Origin of the sequence: Tianxiuia mixotrophica, from assembly GCF_050596425.1 — a bacterium.
Classification (GTDB): Bacteria; Bacillota; Clostridia; order Peptostreptococcales; family Acidaminobacteraceae.
This window is the reverse complement of record NZ_CP192292.1, coordinates 1930343-1944308: the sequence shown is the minus strand read 5'-3', so window position 1 is coordinate 1944308 and position 13966 is coordinate 1930343. Positions and strand designations below refer to the sequence as shown.

10 protein-coding genes are annotated in these 13966 nt (G+C 39.8%); 1 reads left to right on the top strand and 9 read right to left on the bottom strand.

What is annotated here, in order from left to right; all coding sequences use genetic code 11:
* Positions 1 to 74: 74 nt before the first annotated feature.
* The 7 genes from pxpB to ACQ4KW_RS08310 all read right to left on the bottom strand — a co-directional run bounded on the left by pxpB (position 75) and on the right by ACQ4KW_RS08310 (position 9432).
* Positions 75 to 782: a 5-oxoprolinase subunit PxpB gene (gene pxpB, locus ACQ4KW_RS08340; protein WP_430886074.1), complete on the bottom strand. Its 708-nt coding sequence runs from the start codon at positions 780 to 782 to the stop codon at positions 75 to 77.
* Positions 783 to 785: 3 nt separating this feature from the next.
* A complete protein-coding gene (locus tag ACQ4KW_RS08335) occupies positions 786 to 1532 on the bottom strand; it encodes a LamB/YcsF family protein (protein WP_430886073.1) in 747 nt (248 codons plus the stop codon).
* Positions 1533 to 1790: 258 nt separating this feature from the next.
* A complete protein-coding gene (locus ACQ4KW_RS08330) occupies positions 1791 to 3893 on the bottom strand; it encodes a methyl-accepting chemotaxis protein (protein ID WP_430886072.1) in 2103 nt (700 codons plus the stop codon).
* A gap of 349 nt (positions 3894 to 4242) precedes the next feature.
* The gene (locus ACQ4KW_RS08325; RefSeq protein WP_430886071.1) at positions 4243 to 5787 is read right to left on the bottom strand and encodes a YfcC family protein; all 1545 of its coding nucleotides are present in this window, start codon (positions 5785 to 5787) and stop codon (positions 4243 to 4245) included.
* Positions 5788 to 6136: 349 nt separating this feature from the next.
* The gene (locus ACQ4KW_RS08320) at positions 6137 to 7474 is read right to left on the bottom strand and encodes a Sapep family Mn(2+)-dependent dipeptidase (protein WP_430886070.1); all 1338 of its coding nucleotides are present in this window, start codon (positions 7472 to 7474) and stop codon (positions 6137 to 6139) included.
* Positions 7475 to 7742: 268 nt separating this feature from the next.
* Complete coding sequence (locus ACQ4KW_RS08315) at positions 7743 to 8417, bottom strand: Crp/Fnr family transcriptional regulator (RefSeq protein ID WP_430886069.1); 675 nt, start codon at positions 8415 to 8417, stop codon at positions 7743 to 7745.
* Positions 8410 to 9432, bottom strand: a complete 1023-nt coding sequence (locus ACQ4KW_RS08310) for an NAD(P)-dependent alcohol dehydrogenase (protein ID WP_430886068.1) — start codon at positions 9430 to 9432, stop codon at positions 8410 to 8412. The genes ACQ4KW_RS08315 and ACQ4KW_RS08310 overlap by 8 nt, the downstream gene beginning before the upstream one ends.
* 345 nt (positions 9433 to 9777) lie before the next feature.
* On the opposite strand from ACQ4KW_RS08310, the gene ACQ4KW_RS08305 reads away from it, so the two are divergent.
* Positions 9778 to 10506 carry a LytR/AlgR family response regulator transcription factor gene (locus ACQ4KW_RS08305; protein ID WP_430886067.1) on the top strand — a complete coding sequence of 243 codons (729 nt, stop codon included), beginning with the start codon at positions 9778 to 9780 and terminating at the stop codon, positions 10504 to 10506.
* 1 nt (position 10507) lies between these two features.
* On the opposite strand, the gene ACQ4KW_RS08300 is transcribed toward ACQ4KW_RS08305, so the two are convergent.
* Together ACQ4KW_RS08300 and ACQ4KW_RS08295 are read right to left on the bottom strand one after the other, a co-directional pair.
* Positions 10508 to 11395: an AraC family transcriptional regulator gene (locus ACQ4KW_RS08300; RefSeq protein WP_430886066.1), complete on the bottom strand. Its 888-nt coding sequence runs from the start codon at positions 11393 to 11395 to the stop codon at positions 10508 to 10510.
* Position 11396: 1 nt separating this feature from the next.
* The gene (locus tag ACQ4KW_RS08295; RefSeq protein ID WP_430886065.1) at positions 11397 to 13958 is read right to left on the bottom strand and encodes a DUF2339 domain-containing protein; all 2562 of its coding nucleotides are present in this window, start codon (positions 13956 to 13958) and stop codon (positions 11397 to 11399) included.
* Positions 13959 to 13966 lie beyond the last annotated feature (8 nt).

The window sequence follows — 13966 nt, the reverse complement described above, 5'->3', positions numbered from 1 at the left end:
TATTTTTGATTTCTCTTTTGTGATCTTTATCTTTCATAGTAAAGCCCTGTCGCAAGTTTGTTTTGAATAATTTATCAAGTGGATTTGTGCTTGAGTCTCTTGTATGTTTCTACAGAAATCGAGTAAAACTCAATCTGGTCTCCCGCTTCAAATAGAAAAGGCTTCACAGCCTGGGGGTCAAATAATCTATATGGTGTTCTGCCTATGATTTGCCACCCGCCAGGACTTTCTACAGGATAGACCCCTGTTTGGGCACCTGCAATCCCCACAGATCCTGCCGGTATTTTAAGTCGCGGTTTTTCCTTACGATTCATGGAAATGCTTTCATCCATGCCACCCAGATATGGAAATCCCGGCGTGAATCCCATCATAAATATCAAGTATTTTCTGGCTGTATGCCTTCTTATAACTTCCGCTCGACTTAATCCATGATGCTGACACACCAAGTCCAGATCCGGTCCATATGGAAGCTCATAACAGACAGGAATACGAATCACTCTCCCATTGTGTTTAGAGATCTCTTTTTGTCCTTTAATAAGACTCTGAACTTCATTGACTAAGTCATAGGGGTTGCATACAAGAGGGTCAAAGATAATTTGTAAGGTGTGATAGGTAGGAACCATTTCAAGAACACCCCTAAAAACTTGGTTTGTCTCTTTTTCATGGCCCAAACATAAATATAAATCCATCACAAGAGCATTCACTTTTTCATCTATAACTTCAGGATAGGCGACTATAACCGCATTATCTGAAATTATATGTATATCTGGATTCTCTATCACTCTTTATCCCACCTCACAACCAAGGGTTTTTAATTTATCAACCAAACTTTTAACGAACTGAAGGGCCTTATCATTGTCTCCGTGAACACATAGGGTTTGTGCTTTCATATCTATGAAGTTCCCTTCAATTGTTTCTATGCGGTTTTCTTGTATTAATTTTTCAATTCTTTGCGCACAGGTCTTGACGTCATCAATAAGGGCCCCGGGTTCTGCTCTTGATACCAGCTGTCCGTTTTTGTCATAGGCTCGGTCTGCAAAAGCTTCACAGTGGAAGGTTAGCTTATTGAACACACTTGCCTTGTGGAGTTCTGAATTATAAGGTCCATAAAGTACAAGGTTAGGATCAATTGACTTTACTGCTTCAACAATTGCCTTAGCCGTTAATTTGTCCTGACTGGCCCTGTTGTATAGGGCGCCATGTGGTTTCACATGATGAAGCCGGCCGTCATAGGCACTGACGAATCCCTTCAAGGCCCCAACCTGATAAATGACCATTGCTCTTATTTCTTCAGGATGCATATCCATAGCTCGTCTACCAAAGCCTTGTAAATCTGGATAGCCAGGGTGGGCTCCAATTTTCACGTCGTTTTCAAGGGCCATTTTGACCGTCTTGTCCATCGTTGTCGGATCACCCGCATGGAAGCCACAGGCAATGTTGGCTGATGAAATATATTTCATCAGCTGATCATCTCCCCCTAAAGTATACCGTCCAAAGCCTTCTCCTAAATCACAATTTATGTCTATTTTCATCTTCACCATCCTCCCGAATCTATCTGTAGGACTGATTGCTTTAGTCTCTCTTTTATAGCCTGGTTGAAATCAATTATTTTAAGCTCTTCTTTATATAAATGCTAACATATTTCAGAATTTTTTACTGGTTTATTTCACAGGTCAAATACAAAACCACAATTCATTTGCTTTCCCCGCCTTACACTGCTTCTAAAAAAAGTTCCAGTGTCAGATTTTAACCTGTCACTGGAACTTTCTATGCCATTTAGGATGATGCTTTTATACCTTGAACTTATTCACTTGGGCCTGCAATTCATCTGTTAAACCGCGCAGGCCATTGCTATACTTACTTAATTCGTCAATGGCTTGTTTTTGCTCATTCATTGTTGATGTGGCTTCTTCTGTACTTGCCGTTGTCTCTTCAGAAACCGCTGAGATGTTGGAAATGGCATCCATAATCTCATCTTTATTTCGATCAATTATGCCTGCATTCTTATCCACATTGTTAATCTTTTTAGAAAGACTTTCAAAGGCTTCATTGATTTCACTGAAAATGTTGACTGATTTTTCAATTATGGCAAACTGCTGGTCTTGTGCTTCATTCACTTCGCCAACAGTCACAACGGCCTTCTGAGACTTTTCAATGACCACTGTGACAATGTCTTTAATGTCACTTGTCGCCTTGGCTGTCTCCTCAGCAAGCTTGCGTATTTCATCTGCAACAACAGCAAATCCTCGCCCTGCATCTCCTGCTCTTGCTGCTTCAATGGAAGCATTCAGGGCCAGCAAATTGGTCTGAGAGGCAATATTGTCTATGAGTGTTGTTATGCTTTCAATATTTCCAACAGATGCGTTGACCTCTTTAACGGCTAATGATATTTCCTGAGATTTCTCACGGGTATCTGTTGACTTAGCATCCAGGTCTCCCAGGATTGCAATACCCTCATTCGAAACTGTTCTTGTTTGATCTGAAATGGCATTGGCATCTTCTATGGCCAGTGTCATTTCGTCAATCATTCGACTTAACTCTGCCGTTTGTTCCACAATGCCTTCGATATCTTCTGACTGTTTAATATTGGCTTCAGAAATTTGGCTGACAATTGTGTTTACATCTTGAATGCTGTTTGCATTGGCGCTTGCAAACTGAGACATTTTTTCAGAACTTTCCCCAACGACACCAGCGGAGTTTTGAACATTTTCAATGAGGTTCTTGACCTGGTCTATCATGTGGTCAAACTTGCTTGAAAGCTGTCCCATTTCGTCTGTGGTGCCTAGGCTACAGGCTTTTGTCATGTCTCCCTCACTGACATAGCCTATGGTCTCCATAAGCTTTTGTATGGGTTTTTTTATACTTCTGCTTATAAAGTATATAAGAACAGCTATGAAGACAAGGGCCACCAATGCCACTGTTACGTTCATGGTCAAATTGGACTTAAACTTTGCAAAGACCACCTTCTCTGGGACAAAGTTCATGATATACCATTTGGAATGACTATCAATAAAGGCAATCGGATAAGACACAATCAGTTGGCGACTTTGAAGGGCATCAATGTGGGCAATTCTTGTTTGGAAGATCTCTCCTGAAACAATGGCATCCACTTCTGGACTGCCTAGAATGCTATTGCCAATCATGTTTTCATCAAGTGTTGAAGCTATGACCGCTCCTGTGCCGGTAAAAAAGAGGGTGTTCATATTCAATCTTTGTCTATCCTGGTCTTCTGAAATCGTTGTTTGCACTGCGTCAAGGGCAATATCTGCTGTTATGACGCCTGCAAATTGGCTGTTCACAATAACAGGGTAAGACACAGTGAACATCAGGATTTCCTCACCATTGAGCGGGTAGAGATACGGCTCGGTTATAATGGCATCCTTGGTTTGCTTAGGGATGAGGTACCAATCCCCATCACCTGGCTGGTCATACCCTACAAGTGTCTCTGTAACGATCTCTCCACTTGCATTTTCATACATATAGGGCAAAAATCGACCTTCTGCATTTGACCCAGGAGAAGGCCTGCTTCTATAGACGTCGTCCTGTCCATCAAAGGTATTTCTCTCAAAACCCAGTCCATGAGCCACGATCAGATCATTCTCCTGAAGGCTCTCAGATAGGATTTTTATAGCATCCTCCCTTGTTAAACTCTTATTCTCAATAAGAATCCCAAAGTCTTCAGCATAGCTTTTCACAACAAATTCCACATGTTTTAACTGTTCTGAAAAGATTTTGGCCTGTGACTCTGACAGTCTCTCCACTGCCAGTGTGGTTTCATTCAAGTCATTTTCTCGAATGTTCAAAATAAAGTTGGTTTGCAGTGCCAAATTTATGACAACTATGACCACCGCAAGCAGTATTATTTTGTTTGTTAGTTTCATGTTTCTAAACATCTAGTCCTCCGTTAATCAACTTTCTTGCTCAATAAATCTCTCACGATAACATCTTACTTGAATAAACTCATATAATATGTTACATAAATATTAACAATTAGAGTGATTTCTGACATAAACATGAGCATAATTATGCATTTTCATGAATTTATTAAAACAAGTGATTGATGAGTTGATTTTCATCATATAAACAACCAATTTCTACCTTAAACTTGAATTTTTTGTCACCAGCGATATTTTTATACTTGTCATGGCTTCACACATTTCTATATTCTTGACTGAATCGCATAAAAAAACACAGACTGAAAAAACAGTCTGTGTTTGGTCTTTTAAAAATCATTATAATATTTTAGATCAAAGCTTGAATAAGCAGCATCACCGCCGCAAATCCACCAATCATACCAAGAAGTGGCATAATGAACTTGAGCCATCTGTCATACGTGACATCTACCATAGAAAGGGTTACAAGTATGAGCCCCGTCGGTGTGATAAATGCCATTAGACCTTGTCCATACTGATATGCACTAACAATCACGTCTCTTGGAAGACCAACCGTATCTGCCAGAGGGGCCATAATAGGCATAGAAAGCACTGCAAGACCCGACGAAGACGGAATGAAGAAACCAAGTATCATAAATATACCCAGCATAATAATTGAGAAGACGCCACCATTCATGCCTGAAACAATATCAGTTGCACCGTGTAGGATTGTATCTGAAATTAGACCATTGTCCATTATAAGGTTTACTGCACGCGCCACACCAATTGTTAAGGCAACACCCACTAGGTCAGCGGCACCAGCAACGAAATTGCTAACAGCTTTTTTCTCTCCCATACCAGATAAGACGCAAAGTACAATACCAACCACTAGGAATAGGGATGTCATTTCCATGAACCACCATCCTTGTGTTGCAACGCCCCATATCATTACAAAGAAGGCTGATGCAAATAAGGCCAGCATAAGTTTACGGCGACCAGTGAAGGCTGGAACTTCTTTTGTTTCATGTAAAAAACGCTTTTCCAGTTCTTCTTTCTGATCAAAAATAAGTGACTTGGATGGGTCTTTCTTAATTTTTTCTGCATATTTAATGATATAAGTGATGGTAATGATTGTTGCTATGACAAGACCCGCACCTCTGAATGCAAGGCCATTTGTAAATGAAATGCCTGCTGCATTGGATGCTATAACCGATGAAAATGGGTTAACTGTCGAGAACATTGTACCTATTGAAGATCCCATATAAAGTGCGGCTATACAAACAATAGCATCATAGCCAGCGATCATAAAGACAGGGACTAGAATTGGATACAGGGCAATTGTTTCTTCCGCTAATCCAAACGTTGTACCACCACATGCGATTAGGAAGGTTACAATTATAATCAGCAGGTACTCACGTCCGTTTGTCGCATGTGACAAGGCCGCAAATCCAGCATCAAAGGCGCCACTTGCGTTGAGCACACCAATAATGCCACCAATGATAAATACGAACATAATAATATCAATTGTGTCATAAACACCTGAAATCGGTGCTTGAATCACTTCTATAAAGCCTTGAGGATTTGACTGGAGTTCTTCATATGTGCCAGGCAAGGCCACCGCTTTGTAAATACTGCCATCTAAGAACTTTTCAACATCTACCTTGACACCCAGTTCATCAAGAGTGGCTTGTGTTGCTTCGTACTCAGATGTTTGACCCAGTGGCGTTGTCACGACAAAGGCGTTTGATGCATCATCATAAATAAGTTTTGCATATGACCCAGCTGGTATTGTGTGGGTCAGGAGTGCTGCCAGGGCCAGAACGATGAAAAGAACCGTATATGCGGTTGGAAAACTTCTTTTCTTCTTCTGCGGCGCATTGTTTTGCTTTTTCTCGTGCGCTAAATTTGTACTCATTGTTTTGCCTCCAATTTAATAATGTTATAAATAATAGATAATATCTTGGCTTGGTTAAAACACCTGTATTGACTGCCCCATCCGCCTTAAATGTCCACCTGAAAATATGAATGTATCTTAGTGTTACACATAGGCATCTGCCAAAATAGGTGCTTATCCCCTTGCCCAAACAGAATATAAACACGTATATTCTGTCATAAACATTTTTATGAACCGATGAAGTTGACTTATAAAGCCCTCTTCTTGATTCATGCAACTTTAATTTAAGCAATTTTAATTAAAGCGACTTTAATTCATGCAACTTCTAGTCAAGCAACTTCTAGTCAAGTAACTTCTAGTCAAGTAACTTCTAGTCAAGTAACTTTTTGAATGCACTTGCATAAACAAGCATTGCCTTTTTTAACTCGTCTAGGTCTATGCCTTCATTGGGTTGGTGCTCTGTTTCCTTAGTGAATGGAAAAGCTGCTCCAAAAGCCACACAATTGTCTATGGCTCTAGCATAGGTTGCTCCACCAGATGAAAGAGGCTTAGATTCCTTGTCACCAGTCACTTCTTGGTAGGCTTCAACCAACTTCTTTACAAGCGGTGCATCAAGCGGGGTATAGATTGATTTCAAGTAGTCGTTCTCTTTCATTTCAAAGCCATACTTTTTAACAATCGATTCCAGCTTGTCCCAAACAAAATCTTTAGACACTGTAACCGGAATTCGAATATCTATGCTTATTTTTTCCTCTGTCTCATTCAGTTCAATCTTGCCGATATTGAATTTTAAAGAACCAGACGCTTCATCGGAACATATGCCAAATATCTTTTGAGCTAGGGCGTCTTCCCCCACATAGTCGTTTATGAAATCAATAGCTTTTGAGCGCCAGCCTATTGACTGACCTGCCAGGACAGTCCGAGCTATGGCATTCACGCCCTTGTCCGCATCCTTGGCATGGACACTTTTTCCTAAAACTGTGGTCTTGTCCCCACTGACTGTAAACTCATAGCCTAAATTTTCAAGAGCATTGGTCAGTTTCTCCGTGGTGTCCACAGTCATTTTTGAAGGCACAGCGTTGTAGGCATCTCCGCCAACTAGCTTTAAATCACTTGTATTCGGGGCCGTTAAATCTATCTGAAGAAGACCTTTTTCAGCATATATTACAGGGAAACATGCGTCTGGGGTAAATCCCACGCTTGGCATCTCTTCTCTTTCCACATACTTTGAAATACTTCTCCATAGCAGTTCTTCATCAATACCAAATATAAAGCGGACCCGCTTGTTTATTTCTTCACCGCTGTCTACCAGGGCCTTAAATGCATACAGAGCCGCCAGTGTCGGTCCCTTGTCATCCTGTGTGCCCCTGCCATATAAAACATTGTCTTTCAGTGTGGCTTCAAATGGATTGGTAACCCATTTGCTTTCATCCCCAGCAGGCACAACATCTAAATGCCCTAGAACACCGATCATTTCATGCCCTTGACCATACTCAGCATAGCCATAATATCCATCTTTATCATAATGCGTTTTGAATCCAAGCTTTTCAGCCAGGGAAAGCGTTTGTCTCAATGTTTCATCAATGGGCTTTCCAAATGGGAATGGGCTTTTATCTTCTGTATAAACACTCGGAATGTTTATGATATCTTTCAAGTCCGTCAAGAAATTATCAAAATTATTGTCAATTAACTCTTTTATGTTGTTCACTGGGTTCCCCTCCGCAACTTCAAGAATTGTCTGTTTTTTTCGTGGCCATTTCGCCACACCTGTATGGAAAATGGTAAATCAATTTTTAAAATTTTTATGTCGCTTAAACTACAATTTTTAAGACATTAACTTTAAAGAATCATTCTCAAAAGAGACAATTATTATAATAACGTAAAAAAGATGATTCAATTGTGACTGATTTCACAAATGAATCATCTTAATATTTTCATGACTTATATACTCTGTTTTTCACTGCAATACCAGTGTTTTAAAGGGGAACATCCGTGAACGTTTTCAGACCTTCTACATCCTTAATGATCACTTTTCTATGAACTATTTCAATGAGACCCATTTCTTTAAATTTTTTAATACCATTTGTCACTGTGATCCTATTGAGTCCAATTCGATCTGCCAAGTCCTCTTGCGTAAATGCAATATCAATGACCTTGCCTTCCACCGGTTCTTCTTCTGAGTAAAACAGTCTAAGGAAAAAGTCTGCCAGTCTTCCATGGGCATCATTGAAGCGATAATTGGCAAGTTCGTGCATTATAATCCTATACTTTTTTGCAATACTTAAAAGAAAATATCTGTACATTGTCGGTGTCTGTGCCAATTTTTCTTCCACAGCCTGTCGGCTTAGGGTGACAATTTTACAGCTTCTGACGGCCTTATTTATAACATTGGCCCTTTCCGTATCAAAATAGTCAATTTCTCCAAAAATATTTCCCCTGAGAAGCCTATAATAATTAATCATGCTCCCGCTTTTTGAATACATAGCCTGGTTGAGTTCCCCTTCAAGCACCAAAAATATATGGTCATTGTCTGGTGGGTCTATAACCGCACCTTTTTCATACCAGGTTGCCTTGCCCATATTTGAAAAGTGCTTCAAAAAAAACGCATCCATCTCAATTTGTGCTTTTTGATCAAATAGTTTCTTATACATTCTGATCTCCCGATTGTTCAATATCTATTACCACGTTGCCTTTTTTATGTCCACCTTCAACATAATGATGGGCATCTGTGATTGTGTCAAGTCTATAGACCTTGTCGATAAAAACTTTTATAGAACCTGTCTTGAGCATTTCGATTATTTTTATCATATCGTCATTGCTTTGATTGGTCATTTTCATATATATTTTTTTATGGGCATCTTGTCTGATAAAGTTCTTACGAATAGATGCAAGTGTTTTTTTCAAAAGTAGGCTCATACTCGGATTGGCTATCATATATCGCCCACCCTTATTTAAGCTTTTAAGACTTCTCCAAAAATGAGCTTTCCCCACAACATCCAAAATAACATCATAGCTATCCTGGCCCAGGGTAAAGTCTTCTTTTTGATAATCAATCACCTCGTCGGCACCAACGGCTTTTAAAAAATCCAGTTTGTCTTGTCTGTCGACAGCCACAACATAGGCCCCTTGGTTTTTGGCAAGTTGGATGGCCATGGTTCCAATGCTTCCCCCAGCACCATTTATGAGTATGGTTTCCCCTTTTTTCAAATGGCTGTTTCCCACAAAGTTTAAGGCTTCAAGTCCGCCCACGGGAAGGGCTGCTCCTTCCTTGTAGCCCACACTATCGGGAATTTTAACAAGGACGCCCTCGCTGCGATTTTCCTTGATGCAGGTATACTGGGCATATGTGCCCAACTTCATTCCTGGTGTGGCAATGACTCGGTCTCCCACCTTAAATCGCCTTACATTTGAACCGACTTTAACAACTTGTCCGCTGAGTTCCTGCCCCAACACCCTTTCCCCTGGATTAAAAACGCCAAAATAGAGACGTAGCATTAATGAGATTGTAAAAATGAAATCCAGTGATCTCATTTCACAGTCACCCAGTGTCACTGTTGATGCGTGGATTTGAATGAGAACCTCATCCTCTTTTGGGTCTGGCCTTGGTATATCTTTAATAATCAGTTTTTCAGGTGGTCCGTATGTGTTCCATATAACAGCCTTCATATATGAATGCCTCCATTATTGTGTCTTTGATGTTTAAAAAATGAATCACTGAGCCTTTAATCCTTGGCCGTCACTTTATACTATATACCACTTTTCTAGGAATTTTACGCTTTCATCATTTTCTACCTTGTAGAGATAATATTAAGCCAGTCGTTTTTTCTATTCTTCATAAAGGTTACCACGACATACTCAAAATAGTTCTCTTCAAAATTCTACCGCAAGAATGATTCATTTTCCATGACCCAGGCATGGTATTCTCCTCATAAATATATGTGTGGAACAGTAATTTGTAATATCAGGGGCTTGAATGAGATTATGCAAGTCGCCCACTTTAGGAGAATTGAAATGATCAATATACTCATTATTGAAAACAACATACCTACAAGAAAACTCATCGCCAACCTGCTCGGTGATATCCACTCCAACCACAAGTGTTATATGGCTGATTCCCTCAACTCTACCCTGAGCTTGCTTGAAAGCCATAGATTTGACCTTGTCATTATAAATTTAGACTTGGACGAGCCTCTTAACGGCATAGGAGTTGGGCAATCAATTCAGGATAAAGTTCACAGTGTCAAAATAATTGCCATAAGCGCATCTCCTGACTTAGCCCTTCAAGCTCTACAAATACATGCTTATGATTTTGTTCTCAAACCCATAAATCTCCTGCATTTTAAGCAAAAATTAGAACATGCCCTACTGGAAATTGATAAGAGAAAAATAGGCCGGAATAACCTTCAGAAACACGACCGCCTCTTGGTTAAAACAAAAAAAGAAATCCACTGGATTCCTTTTAAAAAAATCATATTCATTGAAAAACTACACAAAGACGTTTACATTCATACAGAGGACGATGCCATTTCCGTTCGGCAAAACATTTGCGACATCCACGCTTTGCTTCCTGAAGGCTTTCTCAGAGTCCACAAGTCATATATCGTAAACGCCGACCATATTACAAAAATTGTTGAACATGGGGACAGGTCTTATGAAATCTACTTTTTAAGCTGTGAAAAAACAGCCTACATGAGTCGCTATCAAGCCCCAGTTCTTTTAGATAAGTTAGATCAGGCTTAAATTAAACTTTTCTTTTCACAGGAATATGAATATCAATTTCGCAGTAGGTCTCTGTAGCGATTGATGCGTCAATGGCTTCAAATACAAAGGGGGCTGCCTGACAATACTCCGACTGACCTAGCCAAATGAAAATATCTTCAAGTATATCAGCAACATTTTCATATGTCATATATTTGGAGTGCTTGCTTCCAATATACTTGAAGACAGCATACTGGTGAGGGGGAATATCCAGTTGGGACATGCCCTCGGGAACATCTTCTACCTTTGTGACTTCCAGTGCTGTCATATATAAATTGGGGCCTGGTTCATTTTCCTGTAGTCTGGAATATCCAATATACATTTCCTCTTGCTTTGGCCACTTGATTTTTTCTCGGTCATTAAAATAAAAATCATTTCCCACTTGAGCGGCCCTAAATTTTGTTTTATTTTCTTTGACGGTGAAATAATGTTTTATACCGATTAAGTGGATCGTCTCTTTCGTACAAAACCGGGGTTTAACCATGATATTGTCCCCCATTTTTACAAGACTGTCTATATCAAATCGCTCTATGACATCTATAGATAATCCACCCTTTCTATACTTGTTGGGCGTTGTACCAAAGGCCTTTTTAAAGGCCTTAATATAGGTCTGTTCATGGTTGAATCCAAAATTCTTGGCTATATCAAGTATTCTTAAATCGGTGTAAATGAGCATATCAAGGCTATGAGCAAGTTTTCTAGCCCTGATATACTCCATTAACGGCCTTCCAATAGCCGCTGATGAAATTCTATGCAAATAATATTTTGAAAGACCGATATTTTCAGCAATCATTTCTAAACTCAGTTTTTCATGTATATGTTCTTCAACATACTCAAATATATTTTTCAGGTGGGTGTAATTCGATTGCATCCTACTCACCTTGACTCTCTTTCCCATTTGAAAACTTATCAATCATTGGCTGAATGAGATAGCTTAGTATCAGTAGAGCGAAGCCAAAGATCATGGATGTTACGACCTTCCATAGGACACTTACTGTGCTTATATCAACCAAAATATACTTGCCAACCACAAAGACAATAAGCCCTAGGGCATAATATGTCAGTTTCTTTTGTCCCTTCATCATGTGATAGGTCAATCGTAAAAGGGCATAGGCCGCCCAGGTTAAGGTTATGGCTCCATCCGCTCCATTTAAACCTGATAGAGCGCTGTAAGATGCGAAAAAGAATAGGACACTATAGCTTACAAAACTTATTGTCCGATCTTTTATATAGTCACTCAGCAGTAAGAAAAGAATGAGCAACTGAACTAGGGTTGAAAGAAGTATCAAAGCACTAAAACCGTTTTCAAAGAGAACCAGTCCGTTTGATAAGACAAATAGGCCCGTCCAAATAGAGGCTGCGGAAGACTTTAAGACATTTGCTACAGGGAAGTTGTCCTTGTCGTACTTGCCATACAAAATAAGTATGAGGCCTATAATTGTAACCCCATAGGTTAGGGTCTCTGTTAATACATAAAGGTCAGGCACTAGGCTAAGGGTTAATGTTGAAAGGGCAGCCACTTTAAGGCCACTTCTATTGATTTCATCTTTGTATCGTAGCTCAGCCAGTGCATAAAGGCCTATGGATAAAAACATGCCAGCCGTAAGAGCCAGGCCATCAAATTCAAAGTTTACAACAGCCACAAAAGCAGTCAATCCTCGAATGAGAGGCAGTATGAATGCAAATATCATGAGCCCCGTGTCAGGTATTATATTTAACTTTTCTTTAATTGCTTGTAGAACTAAAACCCATATAAAATAAACCACAAGAAGTGTCCTTAAAAAAACGTCTTCTAATACATTTTCATACACCATCAAAAGGAGCAAAACTGATGCATACACTTGCATGGCAAGAACACCAATTCCTTTTCGTGCTCCGTTTTTCTTCTTATTACTATTCTTACTATTTTTCTTATCTTCTTTACGATCTTCTTCATTACCTTTTTGAAGCCATGCCCCTATGCCCATGACTATAATAGATAGGGTGTGGCCAATATATGTGCCTGTGTTTCCACCCGTATCAAAGGCCAGAGCAAGGTCTATGGCAACAAAAACCAGACCGAGACCCATAATACCATGACCAATATAAGTTAAGTAGTCTTGTCGTCCTTTTCTTCCAGCAAGCTTATTTTTTCCATAGTAGAAAACAAGGCTTATTATCAAGATCATAAGGGGACGTATACCACCATCAAAATACAAGATGCTTGAAAAAGCCAAGTATATGCCTGAAGTCCCTGCCACAATCACATTCATATGTCCCTGTAATTGCTTTCTAATATAGGCTATGAAGACACCCGCATATAAAAGGGCAAGCCCTGCAAAGACAAGTGCCATCCAGTTTTGACTGGCCAGATCAAAATAAACCGCATAGACAACTGTGACAAGGGGTGCCACAACATTGATGAGGTTTTCCCTTGTATTTGGGGACCCCTCATGTCTTTCCAAGTAACACCCTAGTATATCTGGCAAAGTGTGAACAATTACTAGGTAAACCAAAAGACCGAAAAATAAACCTGTATCCGGCCCTACCATATTGTAGCCTGTCCCCATTAGGAAGAGGGCAAAATATACGCTGACAATCCCTGCAATTTGCAGGTAGCGCCATCTATGAAAAAAGTAAATTATCATGGTCCCCAGGGCCACTATGCCTATATAAATCCCAAGACCAGAGAGACCAATAAAGTCAAGGTCTGTCATAAATGGCACCAAAAGCCCACCCACAACTGCAACAATAGATATTGATTGTGCTTTTAAATAAACAGAACTTAAAAAAGCCCATAGGGTTATAGTGCACAAGACAGCAAAGGCCAGGGGCTGTCCAATTAAATCATAAAACAAATACCCTGCATAAGTTGTTATGTAGAAGGCTGAAATACTTCCACCTATGAGCACATGGCCAAGTTTTTGTCTGTCTTTTTTTAATGTATAAAAACCGCTTCCATATAAACCAAGTCCCAGCATGTAGCCCAGTATTATTGTCAGCTGTTCTGTGATGAGACCACGATCATAAGCGTAGTTAAAGAGAAAGCCCAAGCCAACTAGGACAAGACCTATACCAATTTTACTAATAATAGATTCAATGGTTAAACTGGTCAGATCAAATGAGAATCTATCCTTACTTGTTTTCTTTCTGTGAACACTTGGCGTGATTGTGACTTTCTTCTTTGACACAATCGGTATTTCTTCACTAACCTCATCCACTGCCTGTACTGGACTTATCTCTTCTTGAGACCTACTTCCTTCATCAGCGTCTGCCTCGGTGGCTTCATGTCCTTGAATCCCCCTGTCTTTCACATCTGCCAACTCTGATGCCAAGGTCTTAATGTCCTTGTTTAGTTTTTTGATCCATCTTTCGTGCTTTCGGATTTGATCTGTTAAAGAGATGACCCGAACAAGTAAAAATATAATAATTGCAAGACCTATAAACCAGTACATGCACCCAC